A 26008-nucleotide genomic window follows, 5' to 3' on the forward strand; every position below is an offset into this window, starting at 1 on the left:
TTTAATCGGTGCATAGGTTATTTGTTTAAAGATTGTCAATTCGTAAGAAATTGAAATAAAAATTGGTCTGTGCGCAAAACTTATTGTTGAGATTCATGTTATGACAATATAAAACACAATAACATGGCTCCATTAAATATAAGCGAAGAACACATGACCAATCTAAAAGGTGAAAGACAGATTGAGGAAGTTGACAATCAAGGGTTAGAGCTTCATCCGGAAGCTTACAAAGTTAAGGGACCCTCGCCTGAAAAGATGAAGAGTGTTTCGCCGTCATTACGCATTTATGCAAGTGGCTTGTATGGTTTGCTTTAAAATCAATACCCGTTTGCAGAGTTAATTTGCAGATTTAAAACAAGACAATTTAACTCAAATATATAATTGAAAACCACCAGGAACGGTGGTTTTCTGGTTTAAAAACAATTTTACGAGAAATGAAACGCAGTGCCGGTATATTGTTGTTTAAGAAAGTTAATGGTCAGATTGCCTTTTTTCTGGTTCATCCCGGAGGCCCGTTTTTTGCCAGGAAAAATGAAGGTTTCTGGACAGTTCCCAAAGGCGAAATTGACGATCAGGAATTGCCATTGCTGGCCGCCAGGCGAGAGTTTGCTGAAGAAACCGGCGTAGAGATTAATGGAGACTTTTTTGAATTGAAACCCATCGTTCAAAAAGGAGGCAAAAAAGTATTTTGCTGGGCTTTGCAAGCAGATCTTGATGCGGCAAACATCAAAAGCAACACTTTCCAGATAGAATGGCCACCACGGTCTGGTAAAAATCAAATTTTCCCGGAAATTGACCAAGCCGAATGGTTCAAATATGCCGACGCTAAAAAGTATATTAATGAGAGGCAGATTGATTTTCTGGATCAGGTAATGAACGTTTTCGCTTAAAAGATTAAATCAAAATTGTGTTTTTCTTTTTCAGCACCGTTTACGGTTATGGCCAAATGGTGTTCGCCGGAGTGAAAAACCCGCGTGGTAACGGGTATAAATTTTTGTTTTCTGGTGATGATAATTTCCGCACCTGCGGGATAAATTCTTTCTGATATTTTATATACTTTTCTGGTGTTCTGACCATTTTGTTTTTTGTAATAAATGGCATATTCCAAACGTATTTTTTGATCCATGTTTTTCAGATTGGCCAATGAGAATGAAAATTCAAGGCTATCTCCAATTCTTATTTCAGGGTTGTGGATTATAACATTAGAAACACCAACTTCGTGGTGGTTTAAACCATAATATTGGAGAATTTCCGGATGTCCTTGTTTCAAAAGCGTACGGCTGCCATGTTTAATGATGGCATCAGTTTCTGCACTAATGTTTTTCCATCGCTTTGCGGTATCAATAACCACATTGGGATGAGATTTGGCAATATCATTCAAATTGTTCGCTACGCTGCGGCGCACCCATTCTGAAGAATCGTTCTTTAGGTTCTCTAAAATCGGTAGAACAACTTCCGGATTTTCTTTAAGGTGAGGAATTCCCATTGCCCAAGGCAAGCGTGGCCTCGAACCTTCACTGGCTAAACGCCTCACTTTATGATTGGCGTGTGTAGACCATTTCAGCATTTCGGCGAGCATTTGTTCTCCGTATTTAAGCAAAAAAGGCCGCACGGCAAATTCGCAACTTACAAACTGTGTAATAAATTCTATCGCTTCAATGGCTGTTTCAAAATCATTTAAACCGTAGGTTTCTATATAATCTGCAAAAAACATAAAGGCTAATCCGTCTTCGCCAATTGCTCTCTGCCTTAGCACGTCAATTGTCTGATAAATAATTTGGATGGCTTTAGAAAAATCTTCGGGTAGAAATTGATGTAATACAACCGTTGTATGGCGCATTCTTTCTTTAAGTTCCATTTGTGGAAATTCATCAGAGAAAATGCCAGCTAAAAATCGTTGCCTATCAAAATCTGGAAGTACTTCCAAAAGTGCGTTGCTCAGTTTATCGTAGAAAACTACCGAATAAAGATTTTTAAGTGGTTCTGCCATAATGCTGCTAAAGGTAAGCGAAGCAGAAATAAAACCGAACCTATTTTATGCACATATGCGCTGTAGAAAACCTGGGTTGTATTTTTATCTAATGCCGAGAATCTCTTTTTTCCGATATGAAAACGGCTATGCGTTAACTTGGCTTGTTAAACAAATTGGTTTAGAAGTAAAACGCCCAATAAACCTAAAATAGAAACCATGCTTTCCATGGCGGTCCAGGTGCCGAAAGTTTGTTTTAGCGTTAAGCTGAAGTATTCTTTAAACATCCAGAAACCGGTATCGTTAACATGTGAGAACATTAAACTTCCGGCACCAACCGATAAAACCATTAATTCTGCAGGTGCAGCCGGGCCAATTAAAGGAAGTACCATGCCAGAAGCGGTTAACGCGGCAACTGTTGCAGAACCTAATGTAACTCTTAAAGAAGCGGTTATTAACCAGGCAAGCAGTAGCGGAGAAAGATTTAAGTTTCCGGTTACTTCTTTCACCGTTTCACCCATTCCACTGTCAATGAGCACCTGTTTAAATGCGCCACCGGCAGCAATAATCAATACAATCATGGCAATGCTTTTTACACCTTCTGTGCAAGAGTCCATTGCTTTTTCTATTGTGCCTTTTTGAATAAATAAGGTTAAGACTACCGAAATCAATAGCGCGGCAGTAGGATCGGCCAGAAAAGTAAAAATTGCTTTCCCTGCGTATTCAGCTTGTATTCCGTTGCCAATTGTTCCGCCTATAATCAGTAAAATTGGGAGTAAAGCCATAAAGAAACTTTTCGGTCCAGAAGGCAAATCATCAGTTTCTTCCAAAGCAAATTCCTGAATATTGGTGGTTTGGAGTTTTGTGGTAATCATCCTCGGAAAATAAATTCCGGCAATGACGGCAATTGGAACGGTTAAACCCAATCCGTAGATAAGCGTTTTTCCGAGATCGGCATGAAAAATTCCTGCCAATGCAACGGGTCCAGGATGTGGAGGCAAAAAACCATGTGTTACAGATAATGCCGTTGCCATTGGCAAACCAATGTACAGTTTTGATAATCCGGTGGCGGCAGAAATGGCAAATACCAAAGGAATAAGAACAACAAAACCAGCGTTATAAAATAGCGGGATGCCCACCATTAAACCCGTCAGCAACACCGCCCATTGTATGTTTTTCTTTCCGAAAGCTTTAATTAAGATAAAAACGATTTTTTTTGCAGAGCCACTGTCTTCAATTAATTTTCCCATCATTGCGCCCAATGCGAGCACCATTACCATGCTGCCTAAAGTGCTTCCAATGCCGTTAGAAATAGCATCCATTACTTTTTTTGCGGGCATGCCCAGCAGTAAACCTGCAATAATGGCTACGCTTAACAAGGCAATCATGGGGCTGATTTTTTTCAAAATCATGATAAACAAAAGCACGATAGATAAAAGCAGGATAAGTAAAGACATACAGCAGGTTATTTTTTTATCGTGATGGTTCTTCCGGTAACGAGGTTAAAAATATACAGTTTGTACAGTCCATCGTCATCTACTTCAATACTTTCTACCATTCCGGTTTTGCTGAATGTGTCTGTAACCATGTCGCCGATTTTTACTTCCTGAAGTACGTCGTTTGGTGTTTCGCTGTTTAATCTTATCATAAAGTTATCCGAAGAAAAATGCAAGATAGGTTTTCATCGCTATTTTACCTAAACCCCGATCAATGATTTTTAATCAATATTTGCAATTTCAGGTTATGCAGCCAGTGGGTTACATCTCCTGAAATTTTTTATCCTTCATTGCGTAGAATTTTTAGTGGCGGCTGATTTAGAATATTTCTGCTGCTAAGTATGCCGGTAATTACAACCAGCAAAATTACAGAGCCGAAAAGCAAAAAAGTTGCGCCAGCCGGCGGAATAAACGTTGCATCAAAACTGAATTTGGCCAATGCCCAGCTTCCTGCAAGTGCCAAAATCATTCCGGCAGCAGCAGAAAATGCGCCCAGGAAGAAATATTCAACTGCATTAATACTCAGGATTTGTTTCCGGCTGGCGCCCATTGTACGCAATAAAATACTTTCTTTAATGCGTTGGTTTTTGCTGCTCAAAACTGCAGAAACTAAAACTACCCAACCGGTTAACATACTAAAACCTGCCATAAATTGGATCACAAAACCAATTTTCCCCAGCAGCTCATCCAATAACTTTAATACAAGATCCAAATCTATTACAGAAACATTGGGGAATTTTTGAACCACTTCTCCCTGAAAGCGTGCCGATACTTCACTTGATGGTGTTCTGGTCATTAACACATGAAATTGGGGTGCTTCTTCTAACACGCCAGCAGGGAAAACAACTCTGAAATTGGTTTGTAAAGTTGTCCAGTTTACTTCTCTTAAACTGCCAACAACTGTTGGAATTAGCATTCCCTGTACATTAAATAAGATTTTATCGTTCAGGCCAACACCAATGCGATCGGCGAAATTTTGATCAAGAGAAATGTAAATGGTTTCTTCAGGATTAACTTTTCCTATCCATTTTCCTTTGGTAATTTTCTCGGCCGCGGTTAAAGAATCCTGATAAGTTGCACGAATTTCGTTCCGGAATGCGCGGTTTTTAGTGCTGTCTGCTCCAGCTTTTTTCCCATTAATTTCTTCAATACGCATGGTTACTACCGGAACGCGGTTCATTAACGGAAGTTTGAAAGATTTTGTTAAACTATCCAAGCCATGTTTTTGTGTATTCTGAATATCGAACATCACCATATTCGGCTGATTACTGCCCGATGATAAAGTAACCCGACTAAGCAATATAGATTGTACGAAAAATAATGTACAGATAAAAGCCGTAGACAAACCGATAGAAATGGTTAACATTAAGGTTTGATTGTTAGGGCGGTAAAGATTGGCAAAACCTTGTCGCAATACATATGCAGAAGACGCTGGCAACAACTTCTTCACAGCAAACATTAACACTTTTGATAAGATAATGAGCAGCAAAAATGCTATGCCAATGCCCGCTGTAAACATTAATGTATACAGCCAGTTTTTCATTTGCAGATAGGTAAAGGCAAACACAAAAACTGCAATGAGTAAATTAACCAACCATTGCAGCGGATCAGCTTTCTGAGTAGGTTGCTGATCAAAGGAAGCGCGTATTGCATTTAGCGGAGAGATTTTACGTACCCGAAGTAAAGCCGGCAATGCAAATAAAAGAGAAATTACAATACCCAGAATTATGCCTTGCAAAACTGCTGGCCACGAAATTTGCATAGTAATTTCTACCGGAAGAAAATCTTTTAATACCATTGGAATCAGAAACTGAATTAAGGTGCCCAGTATGGTTCCGAGTAATGCTGCAATTAAGCCGATAAAAAAAATCTGAACCAAATAAATAAAAAATGCATGTCGGGCTTTTAAACCTAAACACCTTAAAGTGGCAACAGTGGCTAATTTTTCCTGTATGTAAACATACACCGCGCTGCCCACGCCAATACAGCCCAATAGTAATGCAATAAAACCAGAAAGTGCCAGAAACCGGTTTACATCTTTAAATGCTCGGCCGGTTTGTTCTTTTCTGGATTCTACCGTTTCCGCATCAAAACCTTCTTTTTCTAACCTTGTTTCCAGTTTTTTAACCAAAGGCTCAGCCTTTTCAGGGTTATTAAATTTATAATAAAACTTGTTGTTAATCCGGCTGCCATTTTTAATTAGATTGGTTTTTTCCAGATAACTGAAAGGAATATAAACTATAGGCGCTACGCTTGATGCAATACCGGTTTGTCCGGGTGCTTTGATCAGTTCTCCACTAATTCTGAATTTCAAATCTCCAACCTTAATTGAGTCGCCAACGTTAGCACCAAATTGCAACATCAATGTTTTATCTACCAGGGCATTTTTATCTTGTTGAAAGGTTTTTGCAGCTTCAGCAGGTTGGGTTTCTATAATGCCGTAATACGGATAAGCGCCTTCAAGCGCTTTCATTTGTACCAAACGACTTCCGCCATTTTTTTCGAAATACAACATAGACGCGAAAGTTTTTTCCTGAGAACGTTCATCGCCAATACTGTCTATCAACTTTTGCATTGATTTACTGATTCCTTTTTTACTATCGAGAATCAAATCTGCACCGGTAAGTTCTTTCGCCTGGCGTTCTATATCATTTTGTAAATTATCTTTAAAAGAATAGACTGCAACAAGTGCTGCAATGCCGAGCACAATAGAAGAAATAAACAGAAACAAACGCGACCGGTTTTTACGGCTATCGCGCCAAGCCATTTTAAACAACCACGAAAGGCGGATAGAGGAAGAAGAAAGCGATTTATCCATGTTGTTTAATTTCATCAGAAAGTAGAGCGCCACCTTTTATTTTAATTGTTCTTCCGGTTTTAGCAGCCAAATCCAGATCGTGTGTTACAATTACGAGTGTTGTACCGGCATCGCGGTTCAAATCAAATAAAAGTTTAATAATTTTTTCACTGGTTTCAGCATCCAGGTTTCCGGTAGGTTCATCGGCAAATAAGATTTGCGGCGTATTAGAAAAAGCCCGCGCTAAAGAAACACGCTGCTGCTCACCGCCAGAAAGTTGAATAGGGTAGTGCTGCGCACGATCGGAAAGACCAACTTTTTCAAGCAGTTCCATAGCATGTGAACGGATGTTTTTAGCACCTCTTAACTCCATGGGTACCATTACATTTTCTAAAGCGGTAAGCGTGGGCAGCAATTGAAAATTTTGAAAAATGAACCCGATATTTTGATTTCTTACGGAAGCTCTTTCATCCTCACTTAGTTTTTCGAGTGCAATTCCGTTTAATTCTACACTGCCTTCACTTGCACCATCCAAGCCGGCACATAATCCCAATAAAGTGGTTTTGCCGCTTCCCGATGGGCCGGTAATTGCGACAGAATCTCCTGCAGAAATACTGAAATTAATGTTATTTAAAACCCGAAGCTCGCGCTGGGCACTTTGGTAAATTTTGCTTACATTTCTAAGGTTTAGGATACTTTCCAAAATGATTTTTGTTTGAGGATTTGCATGTAGACTATTCAAAACATAATTTGGCCGCGCCTGTTATGTAGTGGTTATAAATTTAGAGACAGAATTTTAATTTATGTTACGAAAACGATTATTGGGGCTGTTTGTTTTGGCTCTGCTCTTCTCAGCTTGTGGAAATGGACAAAGTGAGAATCAAGAGCAAAAAACTTTAGATTCAGCTGACCAAAAACAGCAGCCAAAAAAGGCTAAATCTAAAAACATTCTTTTTTTTGGTACAAGCTTAACCGCCGGTTATGGATTAGACCCAACAGAAGCTTATCCGGCGTTAATTCAAAATAAAATTGATTCTTTAAATCTGCCTTATAATGTAATTAATGGCGGTTTAAGCGGAGAAACATCTGCAGGTGGCAAAGGTCGCATTGATTGGTTGCTGAAACAGCCGATAGATATTTTTGTGCTGGAACTGGGATCTAATGATGGGTTACGCGGACTTCCGGTGGCACAAACCACAAAGAACCTTCAGGATATTATCGATCGCGTGAAACAAAAATATCCACAAGCCAAACTCGTTATTGCCGGTATGCAAATGCCACCAAGTATGGGCAAAAAATATACTACAGATTTTAAAAATATTTTTCCGGCTTTGGCTGAAAAAAACCATATGGCTTTAATCCCATTTCTATTGGATAAAGTTGGCGGAATCCCGAAATTAAATCAGGAAGATGGTATACATCCGACTGCTGAAGGCGATAAAATCCTCGCAGAAAACGTATGGATTGTGCTTAAAGATTTGTTGTAATATTTTGCGGCAGCTGCCGATGAGTTATCCAAATTGCCAAAATTCCATAAATCAGTGTGTTATGAAAAAGTACTTTATTGTTTTTCTCTGGGTAATTTCTTTCAGCGTTTTTGCGCAAGAGGTAGAAAGTCCGCGGCAACTTTATCCGGGTTTATTTGAATCCGTTCAACTTTCGGGTATTTTTCCGGATGGAAAAACATTTGTAGATGCCACACCAAAAAAATCTGCAAAGGATATTATGGCAGCCTATCAAGCAGAGAAAGCAAAAGCAAATTTTAGTCTGAAAACATTTGTAGAAGAGAATTTCGAGGCCCCGCAAAACCATACAGATTTATACAGATCTGATGTTTCTGCCGGAATTGAAAAACATTTGGATACTTTATGGACAGTGCTTAAACGCCAACCAGACACGGTTAAAGGAACTTCATTACTGCCTTTGCCAAAACCATATATCGTACCTGGCGGGCGTTTCAGAGAAATTTATTACTGGGATTCTTATTTTACGATGCTGGGTTTAAAGGAGGCGGGGAAAGCAGATATCATCAAAGATATGGTAGATAATTTTGCTTTTCTAATTCGCACTTACGGTTTTATCCCCAATGGGAACAGAAGCTACTACCTTACACGTTCGCAACCGCCGTTTTTTTCTATGATGGTTGCATTACTGGCAGAAGCCGATCCTAAAGTGAAAGTGAAAGATTATCAGGATGTGTTGCTTAAAGAATATGCATTCTGGATGAAAGGGCTTGAAAGCGTTAAAAACGGCGGTGCGAAAAACCACGTGGTTAAGTTGAGTGATGGTACCGTTTTAAACCGATATTGGGATGCAGGCGATTATCCAAGAGAGGAATCTTACGCAGAAGATGTGAAAGCTTCAAAAGAAAGCAAACAAGATAAATCAGTTTTTTACCGAAATGTGCGCTCCGCAGCAGAATCTGGCTGGGATTTTAGTACGCGTTGGTTTGCAGATGGACAAAATTTTAAAACCATTATCACAACAGACTTAGTTCCGGTTGATTTGAATGGTTTAATGTATCACCTCGAATGTACAATTGCACAAGCTTATACGCAGAAAGGTGAAACAAACAATGCGACACTTTACAACACCAAAGCTGAAAAAAGAAAAGCGGCGATCTTAAAATACTGTTGGAATTCGGAACAAAAATTTTTTACAGATTACAACTGGAAAACAAAAAAACTTAGCACACAACAAACACTTGCTGCGGTTGCTCCTTTATTTTTCGGTATCGCTACAAAAACACAAGCTGCTGCTGTAGCACAAAAACTAAAAAGTAGTTTTTTAAAAGGCGGCGGTTTAATTACCACGCTAGTTAAATCTGGCCAGCAATGGGACAATCCGAATGCTTGGGCACCTTTACAATGGATGAGTATTGCAGGGCTACAGAAATATGGTTATAACGCCTTATCAAATGACGTTGCTACACGATGGATGAAACTGAACACCAGAGTTTTTGAACAAACCGGAAAAATGATGGAAAAGTACGATGTTACCCAAAGTAATGAGTTGGGCGGAGGCGGCGAATATCCGTTACAAGATGGTTTCGGATGGACAAATGGAGTTATGTTTAAGCTGCTTAAGCGCGCTGGAAATTAAGCCGGTATTTTATGTGCCGCAAATTCAGTTTTAGGTTCCGGTTTAGTGTTTCTTATGCTTATTTTTGAAACCTAAAGTAAGTGCGTTCGTACTCTATAAATTGATCCATACCATATTAAACTAATGAAAAGAAAAGCACATTTGAAGATGTGGGCTTGCATGGCCGTAATTTGTTTAACAATATGCACTTTCTGCTACACAGCACTTGCACAAAAGAAAACTACAGGGCAGGACCTGACGATACTTACAGATTCTGCCGTGCTGACCAAAGGAGATTATTTAACACATTTGGAAAAGGTATTTGAAGCAGTAAACAAAGTGCCAGTAACCGTTTCATCGTTTAAAAAGTTGCCTTCAATTGCTGCGCATCTAACTCAAGATGAAGCCGCGTTGGCTTTATTAAAAAGCCGTTTAACGGCAGCAGATCGCATTCCAAATTTGCAGAACCTGCAAATGGATGAAACTCTTCTAAGCGAGCTGAGTACCAATAACGTAGATTGCCTGGCCGATCTGGATCAATATGAAAAAGAACTCAGGGCACTAAAAACTGAAATACTTGGCTTAGCAAAAGATAGTGTGATTGTTAAAATTTTCACCTCGCCATCTATCCGTTCTATGTTTACAAATGAGTTTAAAGACTTGCAGAAAAAGCATTTGGTCATGGATAGTTTATTGAAAGTAACCACACAAACAATAAACAATTTACAGGCGCGTACGTCTTCAAATTTAATCAACATTAAAGAGCTGATATACATTACGGATAGCCAGCTTGATGCCGTAAGTATACGCGCTTTTGGTAAAGAACGCCGCTATATATGGGAAACCGCTAACAGTAAAGCCAATAAAAGCGTAGGTTTTAGGAAATTTATCAATGGCGAACAACAAATTTCTGCTTACTATTTTGTGTATACCAGGAGTAGCCGGGCACTTTTGCTTTTTACCTGTGCTGTTTTTTTCTTTTGGGTAATTTACAATTACCGAAGTCTGAAAAACCGGGGCCGTTTAGATATTCTTGATGAGTTTAGGTTTTTAAGTCCGCGGCCATTCCTAATCACCTTTATTATGTTGTTTACGCTGGCGCCCATTTTTGACCTTCGTGCACCGGCATTATATATAGAAATTGTAGAGATATTTCTCTCCCTATTGCTTACATGGTTTTTCTGGAAAAAGCTTCCGAGCAAATTATTTTACTATTGGTGTGTTTTTGCCATTTTACTGCTCGCGCCGGTTTTTTTAAGATTAATGGGCATGTCGCCACGTTATCAGCGCTGGCTATTATTGGTTTTAAGCGTATTATCAACAACCTACGGACTTGTTTTGTGGAAAGTGCTCGATGAAAAAGCGAAACGCTATAAAGTAATTGTAACAACAGGAGTTATCTATACGTTTTTTTCCTTTCTTGCCATTTTCTGCAATCTGTTCGGCAGGTTTACGCTCACTCAGATTTTTTATTCTACAGGTGTAAGTGCATTGCTTAATGCCATTTCGTTAACCATTTTGGCCAAAATACTGGTAGAAGCGTTTCTTTTGCAGATGAAGAGTAGCAGAATACGAAAAGGATACCCAGAATACTTTGAATGGCACGCGGTAACAGCGGGTTTAAACCGATTAACGGGAGTTGGTGCAACTCTTATCTGGTTTGTAATTTTCACCACCAACCTAAATATCTTTAATGGAATCTATGAAGCGATTATGGAAGTCCTTACGGAAAAGAGGGTCATCGGGAGCTTTTCGTTCACGCTTGGTGGCATCGTACTTTTCTTAGGCATTATCTGGACCGCAAATTTCCTTCAGAAATATATCGCATACTTCTTTGGCGATACTGGCGATGATACTTTAGAAGATAATAAAGGAGAACGCTCTAAATTACTGGTAACGCGGCTGGTTTTGCTTATTTCGGGTTTTCTGATTGCCGTTGCAGCATCCGGACTTCCAATTGATAAAATTACCGTTATTCTGGGCGCACTTGGTGTAGGTATTGGTTTGGGTTTACAAAATATCGTCAGCAATTTTGTATCCGGAATTATCCTCATTTTCGATAAAACCATCCGCATTGGCGATGTTGTAGAACTAAGCAGTAAAAAAGGAAGAGTAAAAGAAATTGGCGTACGGTCCAGTACATTATTAAGCGATGAAGGTGCCGAGATTATCATCCCAAATGGTTCAATTTTATCCAACAATATCATCAATTGGACGTTAAGCAACAACCAAATGCGCATAGATATTTCTCTGTCTATTGCAAAACCTTTTAACCCCTCAGAAGTTGTGAGTTTAATCCGCGATATTATTGCAGAAAACAGTAACGTTTTCATAAACAAGGAACCGGTAATTATGGTTACGCCGGTAAGTAAATTAAACAGTAATGTAAATATCTATTTCTGGTGTAAAGACATTTCTAAAGCAGATTTAACCCGTAGTATGGTTAACGCTCAGATTTTCGAAACCTTTGATGAAAAAGGTATAGATATTTTATAATGATAAGATGGTTTTAAAGAAACCTGAATAAAGAAACGGTGTTCACTTGTACATGAACACCGTTTTTATTTTATGTTAAAACGTTGCTGTTGCGCCTTTCTACAGAAATGATTCCATTTCCTTCAACAAAAAAACACAGCAAACCTGCAAGAACAACGATAGATAACCAAAGCTCAGAATACGGTCTGAAGATATTTGGCGATAAATTGACAAAGAAAACGGCTCCAATTAATATGGGCAAGTTAACCAGGCAAAAGAAACGGGTGTTTGTACCCAAAATCAAAGCTGCACCGCCAATTAAGTGCATAATAATAATAAGATGGGCAATTAAACTAATAGATACGGCCGTACCAATCATAGCACCGCGCATCAGATCATCAAAAGCCTGAAGGTTGGTTGCAAATGCAATTCCTTTCCAGATTAAAATGATACCAAGTAATATTCTAAAATAATCGAGCCATTTAGGGTGATGACGATCGCCCCAGTTTTGGATGTTCTTGAGGAGTTTCATGATTTTTATATTTTGGTTAATACAATTTAAGAATTGCCAACCACAAAAACAAGGTTTTCAACACCTTTATTTGTTTGTCAAATCCGGTTGTGTCAACAACAGTATTGACTTTTTTTGCCCTTTAATACTGGTTTTACAAACTTTGAAATGATTTAGTTTAAAAATTAACCTGAATCACGTATTTACATTCCTCTGGTTAGCGATTTAGCCGGTTACGCTTCCGACAATATTTGCTTTAAAACTGATCCGAAAATCAATAATTAGGATGAGTATCAAAAGTGCATGACTAAGCCCGTAATGGAAGAAAGGAGTGAGGGTTTGCTTTTAATCGCCCAAAAACAAATATAAAATCCTTTTCAAAATAAAACGCCCATCCGAAACTCAGATGGGCGTTTACAAAACGTTTAAACGTTTTTATTATTTTTTCGCGTATTTGAAGTTTTTGCCGATGAAACGTGCATTTTCTCCCAATTCTTCTTCAATACGTAACAATTGGTTATATTTTGCAATCCTGTCAGAACGAGAAGCAGAACCAGTTTTGATTTGACCACAGTTTAAAGCAACTGCTAAATCCGCAATCGTTACATCTTCAGTTTCTCCAGAACGGTGACTCATAACAGAAGTATAACCGCTGTTTTGAGCTAAAGTTACTGCATTGATGGTTTCAGTTAAAGAACCAATTTGGTTTACTTTTACCAAGATAGAGTTTGCAGTATCTTCATCAATTCCACGTTGTAAACGTGTAACATTGGTTACAAATAAATCATCACCAACCAACTGAACGTGATCGCCAACTTTATCTGTTAAGCTTTTCCAACCTGTCCAATCGTTTTCATCCATACCATCTTCAATAGAAATGATTGGATATTTTGCAGAAAGGTCTGCCAGATATTGTGCTTGCTCTTCGCTAGAACGAATTACACCTGTAGCACCTTCAAATTTAGTATAATCGTATTTTCCGTCTTTATAGAACTCAGAAGAAGCACAATCTAAAGCTAAGCAAATGTCAGAACCTGGTTTGTAACCTGCAGTTTCAATAGCTTTTAATACCGTTTCAATTGCATCTTCAGTACCATCAAAAGTTGGTGCAAAACCACCTTCATCACCTACGGCAGTAGATAAACCTCTATCGTGAAGAATTTTTTTCAAGTTATGGAAAACTTCAGTTCCCCAACGTAAAGCTTCAGAGAAAGAAGGTGCACCAACTGGCATGATCATAAACTCTTGAAATGCGATAGGCGCATCAGAGTGAGAACCACCATTAATGATATTCATCATTGGGATTGGTAAAGTATTTGCGTTAACACCACCAATATAACGGTATAAAGGTTGGCCAAGTTCATCAGCAGCCGCTTTTGCTACAGCCAGAGAAACACCTAAAATAGCATTTGCGCCTAGGTTACCTTTGTTTTCGGTACCATCAAGTGCCAACATTATTTTATCAATCGCATTTTGTTCAAAAACATCAACACCTCTTAATGCATCAGCAATTTTAGTATTTACGTTTTCAACCGCTTTTAAAACACCTTTACCTAAGTATGTAGATTTATCTCCGTCACGTAATTCAACAGCTTCATATTGCCCGGTAGATGCACCACTTGGTACTGCAGCACGGCCCAAAGCCCCTGCTTCTGTAACTACTTCTACTTCTACTGTTGGATTTCCTCTCGAATCGAGGATTTGTCTGGCATGGACATTTACGATTATGCTCATTTTTAATTTGATTTTTTGTTGATTTTTAACTCTGCTTAGTGTATAAAGTACAATTACTAAGCGCAACATCAAAGTTAGTATAATTTTTAAATAAATAAAGAGATTGAGCGCTTAATGTTATGTTTATGATGTCTTTTAATTTTCAGGTAATGTTGAGTTAATACATCTGTTTTTTGAAAAGCAAAAGCCGTGCTGCTTAGGCAAATGTAGTCCCGTTTTTTGTTTCGCCTGGTGGAAAAAACCGGTCTTCACGGCAATCGGGTTTAGTACCGTTAGGTTTGTGGTGCAACATTAAAACCTTTAGTCTTAATTCTTCGAAGGTTAATTTGTAGCGCAACTAAATTGCTCGGCTATTTTGCAATAAAATTGAAAAAGGTTTTAAACGCTCTGCTCCAAAACCGTTCGTTGTGTTTGCCATCTTCTGTGGTTACAAAAACGATGTTAGGGTTTGTACCATCCGGATTTAAAATCTCAAATGCTTTTTTTGTGTTTTGGAGCATTTCTACGCCTTCTTTTTCGCCTGAAAGGAAAAATATACGATGATTATTTAATGCGGATTTCAGACGTTCAATATCGGAATAGATAGTTGGCGCAATCCAAAAAGCCGGACTAAAAACCCCCGCCGAACCAAATATTTCTGGGTATTTTGCAATTGCAAACATAGAAATTAAGCCACCCATAGATGCGCCCGCAACACATGTATTATTGGCATCGGGCAGTGTACGGTAGTTTTGGTCAATGAAAGGTTTTAACGTGTTCACCAAAAAATCGACGTATTGCTGGCCTGTCCCAATTCCGTAAGAACTGTCGTAAGGATTGTATTCGCACATCCGGGAGTCTTCATCATGATCAATTCCAACAAGAATAGTATCTTTTGCACCTTCACGTATTTCTGTATCCAAAATAGAGTCTACGGCCCATTCGTTATTGCGTGGTGGCTGGGCATGAAACAGGTTTTGCCCATCGTGCATATAAATTACAGGATATTTCTGGTCTGTTTTATTGTAACTCTTAGGCAGATAAATCCAGATTTTACGATAGGTATTTAATTGCGGTATAAAAAAAGCAGGATCAACAATATGTACATGATCGCCAAAGGCAAGTTCGTGTTGGTTTTCTCCTGCTGTTTCTGTAGTCATGTTCATATTAACACTAAAACTGCGTTTCTGTTTCTGGCTGTGATTTTCTGTAACCATAAACACGTTCATCAAAATACCGGTTGTTTTTAAAAATGGTTGCCTTAAATTCTGCTTCAAATACAAACCCCGATTTCAGCAAAACCCGTTGAGAAGCAATATTCAGATGCGTAGTTCTGGCAAAAACGCGGTCAATATCAAAAGTTTCAAATCCATAAACCAACATTTGCTTAACTGCTTGTACAACCAAACCTTTACCCCAAAAAGGTTCGCCAATCCAATAACCCATTTCGGCACTTTTACTGTAAATATCTTGTAAAGGATGTATCCCGATTGAACCAATTACGTCTCCATCTGATACAATCGCTTTAACTTCAATGGGCATTTTACTGTTACAAAATTCGATAAATGCCTCGCCATCTTTTTGCAGGTATGGAAAGGGAAATTTATTGGTGAGGTTATTGGCAATATTGATGTTGTTGGCATTGTTTACCAAAGCATATACATCATCTGTTTCAAAAGGGCGTAGCGTAATTTTCATATTATTAGGCAGCTGTAACTTTGCTGGGTAAAAATGATCAAAAGCAAAATATTATTATGTTGCAACTGAGCCATTTTAAGAAATCCTATAATGGAAATCTAGTTTTAAAGATAGAAAATCTTCTTCTACCGAAGGGAATTTATTGGCTTCAAGGCCGCAATGGCACCGGGAAAAGTACATTTCTAAAATCTATTGGCGGAATTATTTCTTTTAAAGGCAACATATCCGTTTTAGATAAAGACTTAAAAAAGCAGCATGCAGACTATCTGAAACAGGTTAATTTTGCCGCCGCCGAACCGATGTTTCCTGAATTTTTAACCGGTATGGAAATGGTCAAAATGTTTGCTGAAGCCAAACATGCACCAGCTAAACAGGAAGATTTGCGGATTAAAGAAATGGGAATGCATACGTATATTAACCAGCCTGTTGGTACGTATTCCAGCGGAATGTTAAAGAAATTATCTTTGGTGCTGGCTTTTATTGGCCATCCGAAATTGACTTTGCTTGATGAACCGTTGAACGCGCTCGATGTAGAATCGTTATCTGTCCTTTACAAATGGATCAATAAAGCTTATCAGGAAAATGGAACAAGCTTTATTCTATCCTCTCACCAGGAAATTCAAGTGCAGAATTTGCCAGAATCTAAGTTGCTCCTGATTGAAAACAACGAACTAAAAATGGTAAGGTAATGGCAAGAGCATCTGCACGTGTTCTCAAAAAGATTTTCGTCGATGGATTTTACCGCACGCACTCTGGTATGTTGCTGTTTGGCTTTGTAATGTTGGTGAGTTATTGCCTCTTCATTAATACGCTGGGTGCAGTTCCGCTAGATCAGATCGATTTTTGGCAGTTTTTCTTCACCGTAAGCTTGGTCAGCAATCCCTTGATTTTGGTTTTTTACTTGCTGGTTTCTCTGCTGTACGCTTATAAAACCTGGCAGTTTATCCGTCAACAGATTAACTTGCAGCCACAGCATTTCTTACGTTACAGTTTCAATTCTCTAAGCAAAAACCGACAATTTTTGCATTGGTTTTTCGTTCAGTTTTACGTTTTTATACCGGTTTTAGCCTACACCTTGTATGCAATAATTATCGGTCTGGTTTTCGGTTATTACCTGATTTCGATAATCATTGTAGGATTTCAACTGATTTTAATTGCATTTGTTGCGCATCAATATCAACGTACAAATACCTCATTAATTGAAACGGATGCGGTAAGTTGGATTTCGAAGCTGAGCAAAAGCTGGCGGAAACCTGTTTTCTTTTTATTTAGTTACGAGGTTTTCCACCGCTTAAAGCTGGCCTATTCTTTAACCAAAGGTTTCTCTTGGTTGTTGATGGCGAGTATTCTCTTTGTATTTGCCGATCTTAAAGAAGACAGTCGTTTTCTGATGCTTGTAACAGCTTGTATTGCCCTTGCACATATTATCCTCATTTATCAGGAAAGGGTTTTTAATTTGAAGTACCTTAGTTTTCTTCATAATTTTCCTTTAACCAAGACGAAATTGTTTTTAGGTTTCAGTCTGAATTATTTTATCCTTTTGCTGCCAGAAATTGTTTGGATATTGGTTAGGTTCCCGATGAGAATATCGATTTGTTTAGTAGTTTTTGTATTGTCTGCAATACTCTTATTTAGAGCGATAATTTTAATTAGCGGCCAACAAATCAAAAGCTTTTTGATTTGGAGTTTTTCAATTTTTATATGTTTTTACCTGTTGATCATGTTTGGTTTTGGACTTTATTTAATTCCATTGAACCTGATTATCTCATGGCTGATATTTAGAAAGAAGTTCTGTGATTGAAAGTCGGAAAGCTTTTTGTTTGAATCAGCTTTCTATAATCCGTTCTCTTTTTTGTGTATTTTTTGTTTTCTAAGACAAACCGGAATAGATTGTTTTGTCATTCCTTCTCGAAATGACGAAGGTAATAACAGATGTCTAAATAAATAAGCCTTCGGTTCGGTAGTATTCCTATTTCAACTCATCCAAAACTTTAAACAGTTTTTGGTTAATTCCACTTCCACTGTAGTTATTGATGTTGATGACAATAATATATTTATTTCCGGCGGCATCGGTATGGTATCCGGCGAAAGCCGAAACATCGTTAATGGTTCCACTTTTCAGTGTCATTCCATTTCGTAAAGGAAGTGCCTTTTTATAATCCGGAAACCAGCTTTCTTGCTGGATTTGAAAAAGTACGTTTGCCATCGCCGACGTAGTAACGCGATCAGCAGGCGAAAGTCCGCTGCCATCAATGATGTTTAAAGCAGATTTTTCGATGCCTTTATTTGTCCAGAAATTGATTTCTGTTTCTGCACCTTTTGACGTGGTTGCTTCTTTCCCACTTTTAAGCGCGATTGTTTTTAATAAAGTTTCTCCGTAAAGATTAATGCTTTTTTTCATAAACCAATTGACAATTTCACTTAGCGATGGCGAAGTGATGGTATTTAGGTTTTTGGAAAGAGCGGGCACAAGCTCAGAATTTAACTCCATTAAACGCGCCGTTGTAGCAGGTTTGTTTGTTGTTATGCCCAGTTTGTTTAGTGTATCTTGTAAGCGGAAAGCACAATCAAAAGCCGGATCTGGTAATGCTGCAGAAATTCCAGACTTTCCGATTCCTAAACCCCAACTTCCACGCAAATATGCTACGTTGCTATATGGGGGCAAGAAGGCATAAGTTCTATCGCCAGTACCAGAGGCGCCAGTTTTAAGTTCATTTACAATTTTGAGGTAAGGCATCGTTGGAACGGTTCCGGTTACACGAGCTTTTTGCGATGTAGCGTTTCCTGGTTGGAGAAGAATATCGAATTGATTTTCGCGCCAGGCTAATCCAGAAGTTCCGGCACCATAATAATTGCCAATATCTTGCCAGGTCCATCCTTCAGGTGTTGTTTGGGTACCGAAAACGCGATCATCACCAATAACTTTGCCGTCAATTTTTTTAATTCCGGCCGCTTTAATGGCGTCAGTCCATTGATTTAAAACCGCCTTTTCCATGTTTTGATAACGCGGGGAACCCAACGTTGGATCGCCGCTGCCAACAATAATTAAATCTCCTTGTAAGGTTCCATCGGGCAAAATATTTCCTGAATATCCCAAAGTGGTTTGATATCTGAAATCAGCACCTAAAATACTAAATGCCGTAGCTGCAGTTATGGTTTTTAATGTTGAGGCAGTTGCCAGACCGACCTGCTCATTTTTGGCAAAAAGTATTTTGCCGGTTTTGGCGTCCATTACGCAAAGCGAAGTGGTGGCGTGTTTTGCCTGCTCATCATTTAAAAGGTTGTTAAATGCACGTTCTACATTCTGGATTTTAGTTTGTGAAACACCAAAAAAGGGGAGAAGTATAAATAATGAAGCGTAAAAGGCTATTCTTTTCATGTATTGTTTATATGCTGGTTCACATTAAAAATGAACTGTAATTCTTTTTATTAACAACTGTTGTTTCATTAACGTTGTAATTATCTGTAAATGTTTTCGGGAATCTAACTTTTTTGTTTTCGTTCCATTTTATTTCTATGGCATTTAATTTTCCGTCTTTAACTTCTATCAGATCAATTTCCTGTTGTTGAAAACTTCTCCAGAAGTAGTATTTTGCTCCATTCCGTTTATTGTTATTTGCCTTGATGTATTCGGCAATAATATAATTTTCAAAAAGCTGCCCTGCATCCTGACGTAAGGCTAGTGTGGTAAAATTTTGGATAATCGCATTGCGGATTCCAGTATCGTAGAAGTAGATTTTTTTACTCTTTTTAATTTCGTTTCTCACATTTCCACTGTAGGCGCTTAGTCTAAAAATAACGAAACACTGCTCAAGCAGATCAATATAGCGTTCTACAGTTTGTTTATCTGCTTCGATAATTTGTCCCAATTCCTGGTAAGAAATTTCGTTCCCAATTTGCAAGGCCAGAGCCTGAACCAATTTTTCCAATTGTACGGGTTTGCGAATATTGGTTAGCGCCAGAATATCTTTAAAGAGATAGCTGTCGCTCAGATTCAGCAACACATCTTTTTCTTCGCCTGGAAAATTAATTGCATCTGGATAGCTTCCATAAATTAATCTTTTCTCTAACGATTGTTCTTCTGTTAATAAATTTGAACTTCCTGCTAATTCAGAGAAAGAAAGCGGGAAAAGGTTGTATTCAAATTTCCTTCCCGTAAGCGGCTCTTTAATACCTGCGGCCAAATCTAAACTTGATGAGCCCGTAACCAATAATTGAACACCTTCTATATTGTCTACAATCAGCTTTAAAGTTAGTCCGATATTTTTTACACGCTGTGCTTCATCAATTAAAATGAACTTGTTCTGGCCGGTTATAGATTTTAGACGTTCTACGCTGATATCTTCCAAAGTTGATCTGACTTGTGCTTCATCGCAATTGAGAATCACATATTCCTGACCACTTTCTTTAACAATTTCCTTGAAAAGTGTCGATTTTCCCACTTGCCTTGCTCCAGTGACGATCACAGATTTTCCTTTGAAAAATTTAGATTCAATATGTGCTTTTAATGTTCTGATTATCATATCGATGTGTGATAATCAAAGATAGCAATAGAATTCTTAAATCTAAAATTTACATATAATTTGGAGATTGTATTCTCATTTTTATATATAATTTAGAGATTATAATCTCGTTTTTATATGTAATCTGACGGTTTTATCATGTATATATGCGTCGTTTTACGTTATGAAGTTGAAATTTATCGACAAAAAAAGCCCCGTAAAATCTTAAATTTAACGGGGCTAAAGTTATTTATAATGCTTTTATACCAATTCTTTCTGCAAAAGATATTCAGCAATTTGAACTGCATTTGTTGCTGCGCCTTTACGCAGGTTATCTGCTACAATCCAAAGATTAAGTGCTTTTGGTGCGGATTCATCTCTACGGATTCTGCCAACAAAAACTTCATCTTTTTCATGTGCATCTTTTGGCATTGGATATTTCAGATTGGCAACGTCATCAACAACAATAACGCCAGGTGCTTTTTCCAAAATGCTACGCACTTCTGCAAGATCAAAATCATTTTCAAATTCTATGTTTACAGATTCTGAGTGACCGCCCATAACCGGAATACGTACTGTAGTTGCGGTTACTTTAATGCTGTCATCGCTCATGATTTTGTTGGTTTCTTTCACCATTTTCATTTCTTCTTTGGTGTAACCATTATCCATGAACACATCAATATGTGGCAAAACGTTTAAATCAATTTCATATGGATATGCTTTCGGTCCATCTACGCCATTGCGCTCGTTCATCAATTGATCTACAGCTTTAACACCAGTTCCGGTTACGGATTGATAGGTAGAAACAACAACACGTTTAATTTTGTATTTATCGTGCAATGGTTTTAAAACCACTACCATTTGAATGGTTGAACAATTTGGATTGGCAATAATTTTATTGTCGATAGAAAGTTCATGAGCATTTACTTCAGGCACGACCAGTTTGATTGCCGGATCCATACGCCATGCAGATGAATTGTCAATTACTGTTGTTCCGGCTTCTTTAAAACGCGGAGCATGCTCCAAAGAAGTACTTCCTCCGGCAGAAAACAAAGCAATATCTGGTTTCATACCAATTGCAGTATCCATGCTAACGATTGGGAACTTCTTACCCTTAAAAGTAATTTCCTTACCAACACTCTTTTCAGATGCTACGGGAATTAACTCTGTTAAAGGGAAATTTCTTTCTTCCAATACTTTTAACATAACGGTGCCAACCAAACCGGTTGCACCTACAACTGCTACTTTCATTTTGAATTTTAATTATTTATATTTAATTGTTTAATGATATAAGTCCAAATATGAAAATTTTTTTGGTTATATCCCTATTCTTGATCCGCAATATTGCATTTTCCCAAATTATAGAACATTTTGACGACGGTGATTTTACCAGAAACCCTGTTTGGCAGGGCGATGTAGGTTACTTCGAAATCAATACAGAAAACCAATTACAGAGCCGTGGGCCGCAACTGGCTTCGCAAATCTTTAGCTTATCAACGGCAAATACACTCGCTTCAAATGTAAGCTGGTCGTTTTTTGTAAGATTAAATTTTGATCCAACAACAACAAACTATCCAAGGATTTATTTGGTTTCCAATAATGCCGATCTGACGGCTAGTTTAAACGGATATTTTATCCAGATTGGCGAAACAGGATCTACAGATGGGATTCATTTGTACCGGCAAAATGGAACTTCAACCTCGCGGATTATAACCGGAAACCCTAAAACAAGAACAAGTACAAGCGTATTTTCTGCGCGGATAAAAGTTACCCGCGATACTGATGGCAATTGGCAGGTATTTTCTGATGTTTCTGGAGGAGAGAATTTTATACTTGAAGGTGAGGTAAATGACGTTACACACAATGCGACAAACTATTTTGGTGTGTATTGCCGCTATGCAACAGCATCGAGGTACAACCAATTTATTTTTGATGATTTTATTGTTGACGATCTAGTTCCCGATAGCATACCACCTTCGCTTGTTTCCGTAAAAACAGTCAGTGCAAATGCATTCGATCTTACTTTTTCTGAAGCAATAGATTCTGTATCGGCTTTACAATCTTTTGCCTACATGCTTTCTGGTGGTTTTGGCTCGCCGATAAATGTGCAATCTACTGCAAAAAATAACGTGTACAGATTAGCTTTTACCAACGATTTGCCTTCTGGAAATTATTTTTTACAAGTAAATATGATAGCAGATTTAAGTGGGAACATCATTTTTCCGAATAGCCGTCTCGATTTTTTATTTATTAAGCCCTATTTAAGACAACCTGGAGATATCGTGATAAACGAGATATTTGCCAATCCTACAGGCAATCAGAATATACCTGCAGAAGAATTTGTAGAACTTTGGAATACAACAGACGAATATCTGATTACAGAAGGATGGAAGTACTTTGATCAAACCTCTACTGCAACTTTTGGTTTAGATACCATTGCACCAAACCAATATGTTATTTTGTGTGCCCGTGCAGATACGAGTTTGTTTAAATCTTTTGGAAAAACAATCGGGTTAATGCCTTGGCCAAGTTTAAATAACGGCGGTGATGTGATTACACTTACAGATTCTGCAAATATTGTGATTGATCAGGTTGCGTATCTCCAGAGCTGGTATAAAGACGGTACTAAAGATGAGGGAGGTTTTAGTCTGGAATTAATTGATCCGGAGAATATTTGTTCAGGGATTCAGAATTGGCAGGCCAGCATAGATGATGCTGGTGCAACGCCCGGAAGAGAAAACTCTGTTTATCGCAGTCAGTTGAGTAATTCAAATCCTAAACTTGTTCGGTATACTTTACAAGACTCCATTACAATCGTTCTGGAGTTTTCTAAAGGTCTGGACAGTTTATCTGCCGTTCAGGCTGCCAGTTATTCGTTTAACAATAACGCTATGACTTTGCAGCGGATTGTTGCTGTACAACCTGTGTTTACCACCGTAATTTTAACCTTAGCAACTCCGATTGTTCGCGGGATTGATTATACAATAACATTAAATAATTTAAGCGATTGTGCGGGCAATCGTATTGACGAAAGCAAAGTTGATGTTTTTCTGGCGGAGAAAATTGGTGCAGGAGATATTCTGATTTCTGAGATTTTATTTAATCCCAAACCAGATGGAGTCGATTTTGTAGAAATTTACAACAATAGCAATGCCGTTAGAGATTTGAGAGACTTGCAGATTGCGCACCTGAATTCTAGTGGTGTTCTGGCAAATATTAAAGTGATCTCCGCAGATCAATTGATAATTCAGCCCGGTTCATATTGGGTGCTTACAACCAATTCTCTTAATATTCAAAGCAATTACGACGTTCCATATCCGCAAAGGATAATTGAGCTGGGGAGTTTGCCCGCCTACAACAATGATCGTGGAACGGTTTTTTTACTAAACGACACCATACAAATTGATCGTTTTGATTATACTGAAGATATGCATACAGCAGTTGTTCGAGATGTTGATGGCATATCGCTTGAGCGGATTTCCTTTACAAAAGATGCCAATGCCACCGGAAATTTCAGATCTGCAGCGGCGAGTGCAGGTTTTGCAACACCAACTTATAAAAACTCTCAGGGAGCAACCAACGGTGATGAATTTGTGGCTTTGTCTTCTAAAACATTTTCGCCAGATGGCGATGGTTATGAAGATTTGTTGAGGCTGAACTATCAATTAAATACACAGGCCAGTTTAGCCACGGTGCAAGTATTTACAGATAAAGGAAAATTGGTGCGAAGGCTGATTCAAAACCAAACCGTAAGCACGGTCGGGAGTTTAGTTTGGGACGGATTAAATGATGGCGGCCAACGCCAGAAAATTGGTATTTATGTTGTTGTTTTCGATGTTTTTTACCTGGACGGTAAACGGAAAAGTTTTAAAAATACCTGCGTACTTGCCGGTCAACTCAATTAAAAAAATCCAACGGTGTTTTTCCGTTGGATTTTTTTTCAAAATTTATCAAGATCCAGAAATTTTGTTTCCAGATGCAGAATCAATTCATTCTAAAGAATTGATTTTTTAATGTATGCACAACTTGCCGCTACAGATGCCATTGGATTTGGCTTGTAATTGGTTTCGTGTTCTACAAAAAAGTGTTTCATTCCAGAAAGTTTCGCTTGCGCAAAAATTGCTTTAAAATCAATAGAACCGGTTCCTACTTCTGCATTTAATGCAGGCTTGGCTTTGTCCATATCTTTAACATGCCACATGGTAAAACGGCCAGGATGTGCTTTAAATAATTTAATCGGGTCATTTCCTGAACGTACTGCCCAGTATAAATCCAATTCAAAATCTACAAGTGCTTTATCGGTTTCTTTTAGCAAAATATCATAACCGGTAACTTCTCCAAATTTTTCAAATTCGAAATTGTGGTTGTGGTAAGCCAGTTTTAAACCTGCAGCTTTACACATTCTTCCGGCTTCATTCATTTTGGCAGCGATTTTTTTGTAACCTTCAGCGCTTTTGCGGAGGCTTTCGTCTAACCACGGAATAGTTACATATTCGCTTTTCAGAATTTTTGCTGCGGCGATTGAAGCTTTCAATTCGGCTGTATTTCCATCTGTCAGATAAGAACCCAATGAAAAGTGGCCACTTGGAGATTTTAAACCATTGGCATCCAATAATTTTTTAAACTCTGCCGGTGTCATTCCCCAGAATTGGTTTTTAATAGAGAAACCATAAGTTTCAACCTCTTTAAAACCTGCTTTTGCAACTTTTTCAATGGTGCCTTTTACATCTTTCGGAAGTTCATCCCGTAAGGAATACAATTGCAGACCAACTGCTTTTGAGTCTGCGGCGAATACCATTTTCGGCGCCAGAAAGGCAGCTGCCAATACCGCGCTACCGCTTACAATAAAATCTCTTCTTCTCATATGTTAAAATTTTATACATCACAAATAGAAATGGCTTTTTTAAGTGAGGCCAGTTTATCGGTGTTTTTTGGTGTAAATTCTTGTGCAACAAAACCTTTAAAGCCGGTTTTGACAATAGCTTTCATAATGGCAGGGTAGTACAGTTCCTGGGAATCGTCTATTTCGTTTCTTCCGGGTACGCCCGCTGTATGGTAATGCGCAATATACTGATGATTTTCTTTAATGGTACTGATTACGTTGCCTTCATCAATCTGCATGTGATAAATATCATACAGCAGTTTAAAGTTTTCAGACCCCAACCTTTTGCACAATTCTGCGCCCCAGGCGGTATGGTCACATTGGTAATCCGGATGGTTTACTTTACTGTTTAGCAATTCCATCACCAGAACAACTTTATGTTTTTCTGCAAGCGGAATTAGCTTTTTTAAACCTTCTACGCAGTTTGTCCAGCCTTCTTCATCAGTTTTATTGCGTCTGTTTCCACTGAAACAGATTAAATTGGTGTATCCGGCTTCCGCCACTTTAGGGATCATTTCAGCATACTGTTTAACCAAAGTGTCGTGAAATTTTTTATCATTAAAGCCGTCTACCAGATTAATTTCTGCACCGTTACACATGGTAGATAACAAACCGTGTTTTTTGAGTGTAGGCCAATCTTTTGGTCCAACGAGATCAATACCGGTTATGCCCATTTTTTTTGCTTCGGCGCAAAGGGCATCAACTTCCATATCGCCAAAACACCATCTGCAAACAGAGTGCTTAATATTGCCTTTTAGAGCAGTGTTTTGTTTGTCATCAGGATTGTTCATGGCGAGGGCAGATAGGTTTGCAGAAACGCCAATGGCTGCAGTTCCTGCTATAATATTTTTTAGAGCGCTGCGTCTGTTTAAGTTAGAGGACAT

General features: G+C 38.3%; 22 protein-coding genes. 8 read left to right on the forward strand and 14 right to left on the reverse strand.

Translation table 11 applies throughout. The annotated features are described in order from the left end of the window. The first annotated feature begins 123 nt into the window (after positions 1 to 123). A complete protein-coding gene (locus ACJVDH_RS03190; protein ID WP_443946128.1) occupies positions 124 to 315 on the forward strand; it encodes a hypothetical protein in 192 nt (63 codons plus the stop codon). A 119-nt stretch (positions 316 to 434) separates the two neighbouring features. Next, positions 435 to 890 (forward strand): NUDIX domain-containing protein, encoded by a 456-nt coding sequence (locus tag ACJVDH_RS03195; RefSeq protein ID WP_443946129.1) that lies wholly within the window; start codon positions 435 to 437, stop codon positions 888 to 890. Here the strand turns inward: ACJVDH_RS03195 and ACJVDH_RS03200 are convergent. The 5 genes from ACJVDH_RS03200 to ACJVDH_RS03220 form a co-directional block, all read right to left on the reverse strand. Beyond that, a complete protein-coding gene (locus ACJVDH_RS03200; protein ID WP_443946130.1) occupies positions 887 to 1990 on the reverse strand; it encodes a DNA alkylation repair protein in 1104 nt (367 codons plus the stop codon). The genes ACJVDH_RS03195 and ACJVDH_RS03200 overlap by 4 nt on opposite strands. Positions 1991 to 2136: 146 nt before the next feature. Continuing rightward, positions 2137 to 3426, reverse strand: a complete 1290-nt coding sequence (locus ACJVDH_RS03205) for a GntT/GntP/DsdX family permease (RefSeq protein WP_443946131.1) — start codon at positions 3424 to 3426, stop codon at positions 2137 to 2139. A gap of 8 nt (positions 3427 to 3434) precedes the next feature. Next, entirely contained in the window at positions 3435 to 3617 is a 183-nt protein-coding gene (locus ACJVDH_RS03210) for a hypothetical protein (protein WP_443946132.1), read from the reverse strand. Positions 3618 to 3745: 128 nt separating this feature from the next. Next, on the reverse strand, positions 3746 to 6283 hold the full coding sequence (locus ACJVDH_RS03215) for an ABC transporter permease (protein WP_443946133.1): 2538 nt from the start codon (positions 6281 to 6283) through the stop codon (positions 3746 to 3748). Further along, positions 6276 to 6965, reverse strand: a complete 690-nt coding sequence (locus tag ACJVDH_RS03220) for an ABC transporter ATP-binding protein (protein WP_443946134.1) — start codon at positions 6963 to 6965, stop codon at positions 6276 to 6278. Before ACJVDH_RS03220 ends, ACJVDH_RS03215 begins: the two co-directional genes overlap by 8 nt. A 100-nt stretch (positions 6966 to 7065) precedes the next feature. Between ACJVDH_RS03220 and ACJVDH_RS03225 the strand changes: the two genes are divergently transcribed. The 3 genes from ACJVDH_RS03225 to ACJVDH_RS03235 all read left to right on the forward strand — a co-directional run bounded on the left by ACJVDH_RS03225 (position 7066) and on the right by ACJVDH_RS03235 (position 11839). Then, positions 7066 to 7749, forward strand: a complete 684-nt coding sequence (locus tag ACJVDH_RS03225) for an arylesterase (RefSeq protein WP_443946135.1) — start codon at positions 7066 to 7068, stop codon at positions 7747 to 7749. A 61-nt stretch (positions 7750 to 7810) separates the two neighbouring features. Next, the gene (gene treF, locus ACJVDH_RS03230; RefSeq protein ID WP_443946136.1) at positions 7811 to 9364 is read left to right on the forward strand and encodes an alpha,alpha-trehalase TreF; all 1554 of its coding nucleotides are present in this window, start codon (positions 7811 to 7813) and stop codon (positions 9362 to 9364) included. Between the two features lie 123 nt (positions 9365 to 9487). Next, entirely contained in the window at positions 9488 to 11839 is a 2352-nt protein-coding gene (locus ACJVDH_RS03235; protein WP_443946137.1) for a mechanosensitive ion channel family protein, read from the forward strand. A 70-nt stretch (positions 11840 to 11909) separates the two neighbouring features. On the opposite strand, the gene ACJVDH_RS03240 is transcribed toward ACJVDH_RS03235, so the two are convergent. The 4 genes from ACJVDH_RS03240 to ACJVDH_RS03255 all read right to left on the reverse strand — a co-directional run bounded on the left by ACJVDH_RS03240 (position 11910) and on the right by ACJVDH_RS03255 (position 15740). Further along, complete coding sequence (locus tag ACJVDH_RS03240) at positions 11910 to 12350, reverse strand: DoxX family protein (protein WP_443946138.1); 441 nt, start codon at positions 12348 to 12350, stop codon at positions 11910 to 11912. Between the two features lie 417 nt (positions 12351 to 12767). Further along, positions 12768 to 14063, reverse strand: a complete 1296-nt coding sequence (gene eno, locus ACJVDH_RS03245; RefSeq protein ID WP_443946139.1) for a phosphopyruvate hydratase — start codon at positions 14061 to 14063, stop codon at positions 12768 to 12770. Between the two features lie 350 nt (positions 14064 to 14413). Further along, complete coding sequence (locus ACJVDH_RS03250; protein WP_443946140.1) at positions 14414 to 15259, reverse strand: alpha/beta hydrolase; 846 nt, start codon at positions 15257 to 15259, stop codon at positions 14414 to 14416. Then, positions 15216 to 15740 (reverse strand): GNAT family N-acetyltransferase, encoded by a 525-nt coding sequence (locus ACJVDH_RS03255; protein WP_443946141.1) that lies wholly within the window; start codon positions 15738 to 15740, stop codon positions 15216 to 15218. The genes ACJVDH_RS03250 and ACJVDH_RS03255 overlap by 44 nt, the downstream gene beginning before the upstream one ends. A 56-nt stretch (positions 15741 to 15796) precedes the next feature. Between ACJVDH_RS03255 and ACJVDH_RS03260 the strand changes: the two genes are divergently transcribed. Continuing rightward, on the forward strand, positions 15797 to 16429 hold the full coding sequence (locus tag ACJVDH_RS03260) for an ABC transporter ATP-binding protein (protein ID WP_443946142.1): 633 nt from the start codon (positions 15797 to 15799) through the stop codon (positions 16427 to 16429). Further along, positions 16429 to 17541: a hypothetical protein gene (locus tag ACJVDH_RS03265; protein ID WP_443946143.1), complete on the forward strand. Its 1113-nt coding sequence runs from the start codon at positions 16429 to 16431 to the stop codon at positions 17539 to 17541. Before ACJVDH_RS03260 ends, ACJVDH_RS03265 begins: the two co-directional genes overlap by 1 nt. Before the next feature lie 168 nt (positions 17542 to 17709). Here the strand turns inward: ACJVDH_RS03265 and dacB are convergent, their stop codons facing one another. The 3 genes from dacB to ACJVDH_RS03280 all read right to left on the reverse strand — a co-directional run bounded on the left by dacB (position 17710) and on the right by ACJVDH_RS03280 (position 21493). Further along, complete coding sequence (gene dacB / locus ACJVDH_RS03270; protein ID WP_443946144.1) at positions 17710 to 19119, reverse strand: D-alanyl-D-alanine carboxypeptidase/D-alanyl-D-alanine endopeptidase; 1410 nt, start codon at positions 19117 to 19119, stop codon at positions 17710 to 17712. A 19-nt stretch (positions 19120 to 19138) separates the two neighbouring features. After that, positions 19139 to 20263 carry an ATP-binding protein gene (locus ACJVDH_RS03275; protein ID WP_443946145.1) on the reverse strand — a complete coding sequence of 375 codons (1125 nt, stop codon included), beginning with the start codon at positions 20261 to 20263 and terminating at the stop codon, positions 19139 to 19141. 240 nt (positions 20264 to 20503) lie between these two features. Further along, positions 20504 to 21493, reverse strand: a complete 990-nt coding sequence (locus tag ACJVDH_RS03280) for an aspartate-semialdehyde dehydrogenase (RefSeq protein WP_443946146.1) — start codon at positions 21491 to 21493, stop codon at positions 20504 to 20506. A 50-nt stretch (positions 21494 to 21543) separates the two neighbouring features. Between ACJVDH_RS03280 and ACJVDH_RS03285 the strand changes: the two genes are divergently transcribed. Beyond that, a complete protein-coding gene (locus ACJVDH_RS03285; RefSeq protein WP_443946147.1) occupies positions 21544 to 24147 on the forward strand; it encodes a lamin tail domain-containing protein in 2604 nt (867 codons plus the stop codon). An 89-nt stretch (positions 24148 to 24236) separates the two neighbouring features. Here ACJVDH_RS03285 and ACJVDH_RS03290 read toward each other — a convergent pair whose 3' ends face one another. Both ACJVDH_RS03290 and ACJVDH_RS03295 read right to left on the reverse strand, forming a co-directional pair. After that, complete coding sequence (locus ACJVDH_RS03290) at positions 24237 to 25106, reverse strand: TIM barrel protein (RefSeq protein ID WP_443946148.1); 870 nt, start codon at positions 25104 to 25106, stop codon at positions 24237 to 24239. An 11-nt stretch (positions 25107 to 25117) separates the two neighbouring features. Beyond that, positions 25118 to 26008 (reverse strand): hydroxypyruvate isomerase family protein, encoded by an 891-nt coding sequence (locus ACJVDH_RS03295; protein ID WP_443946149.1) that lies wholly within the window; start codon positions 26006 to 26008, stop codon positions 25118 to 25120.

The organism is Pedobacter terrestris (assembly GCF_052343045.1).
In the GTDB taxonomy this organism is placed as follows: domain Bacteria; phylum Bacteroidota; class Bacteroidia; order Sphingobacteriales; family Sphingobacteriaceae; genus Pedobacter.

What these genes read in the sequence shown, in the direction of transcription:
- ACJVDH_RS03295 (WP_443946149.1), bottom strand. Translation starts at nt 26,008, where the DNA reads ATGTCCTCTAACTTAAACAGACGCAGCGCTCTAAAAAATATTATAGCA.
- ACJVDH_RS03195 (WP_443946129.1), top strand. Translation starts at nt 435, where the DNA reads ATGAAACGCAGTGCCGGTATATTGTTGTTTAAGAAAGTTAATGGTCAG.
- ACJVDH_RS03190 (WP_443946128.1), top strand. Translation starts at nt 124, where the DNA reads ATGGCTCCATTAAATATAAGCGAAGAACACATGACCAATCTAAAAGGT.
- ACJVDH_RS03290 (WP_443946148.1), bottom strand. Translation starts at nt 25,106, where the DNA reads ATGAGAAGAAGAGATTTTATTGTAAGCGGTAGCGCGGTATTGGCAGCT.
- dacB (WP_443946144.1), bottom strand. Translation starts at nt 19,119, where the DNA reads ATGAAAAGAATAGCCTTTTACGCTTCATTATTTATACTTCTCCCCTTT.
- ACJVDH_RS03215 (WP_443946133.1), bottom strand. Translation starts at nt 6,283, where the DNA reads ATGGATAAATCGCTTTCTTCTTCCTCTATCCGCCTTTCGTGGTTGTTT.
- ACJVDH_RS03275 (WP_443946145.1), bottom strand. Translation starts at nt 20,263, where the DNA reads ATGATAATCAGAACATTAAAAGCACATATTGAATCTAAATTTTTCAAA.
- ACJVDH_RS03225 (WP_443946135.1), top strand. Translation starts at nt 7,066, where the DNA reads ATGTTACGAAAACGATTATTGGGGCTGTTTGTTTTGGCTCTGCTCTTC.
- ACJVDH_RS03235 (WP_443946137.1), top strand. Translation starts at nt 9,488, where the DNA reads ATGAAAAGAAAAGCACATTTGAAGATGTGGGCTTGCATGGCCGTAATT.
- ACJVDH_RS03205 (WP_443946131.1), bottom strand. Translation starts at nt 3,426, where the DNA reads ATGTCTTTACTTATCCTGCTTTTATCTATCGTGCTTTTGTTTATCATG.
- ACJVDH_RS03250 (WP_443946140.1), bottom strand. Translation starts at nt 15,259, where the DNA reads ATGGTTACAGAAAATCACAGCCAGAAACAGAAACGCAGTTTTAGTGTT.
- treF (WP_443946136.1), top strand. Translation starts at nt 7,811, where the DNA reads ATGAAAAAGTACTTTATTGTTTTTCTCTGGGTAATTTCTTTCAGCGTT.
- ACJVDH_RS03260 (WP_443946142.1), top strand. Translation starts at nt 15,797, where the DNA reads ATGTTGCAACTGAGCCATTTTAAGAAATCCTATAATGGAAATCTAGTT.
- ACJVDH_RS03240 (WP_443946138.1), bottom strand. Translation starts at nt 12,350, where the DNA reads ATGAAACTCCTCAAGAACATCCAAAACTGGGGCGATCGTCATCACCCT.
- ACJVDH_RS03255 (WP_443946141.1), bottom strand. Translation starts at nt 15,740, where the DNA reads ATGAAAATTACGCTACGCCCTTTTGAAACAGATGATGTATATGCTTTG.
- ACJVDH_RS03210 (WP_443946132.1), bottom strand. Translation starts at nt 3,617, where the DNA reads ATGATAAGATTAAACAGCGAAACACCAAACGACGTACTTCAGGAAGTA.
- eno (WP_443946139.1), bottom strand. Translation starts at nt 14,063, where the DNA reads ATGAGCATAATCGTAAATGTCCATGCCAGACAAATCCTCGATTCGAGA.
- ACJVDH_RS03200 (WP_443946130.1), bottom strand. Translation starts at nt 1,990, where the DNA reads ATGGCAGAACCACTTAAAAATCTTTATTCGGTAGTTTTCTACGATAAA.
- ACJVDH_RS03280 (WP_443946146.1), bottom strand. Translation starts at nt 21,493, where the DNA reads ATGAAAGTAGCAGTTGTAGGTGCAACCGGTTTGGTTGGCACCGTTATG.
- ACJVDH_RS03285 (WP_443946147.1), top strand. Translation starts at nt 21,544, where the DNA reads ATGAAAATTTTTTTGGTTATATCCCTATTCTTGATCCGCAATATTGCA.
- ACJVDH_RS03265 (WP_443946143.1), top strand. Translation starts at nt 16,429, where the DNA reads ATGGCAAGAGCATCTGCACGTGTTCTCAAAAAGATTTTCGTCGATGGA.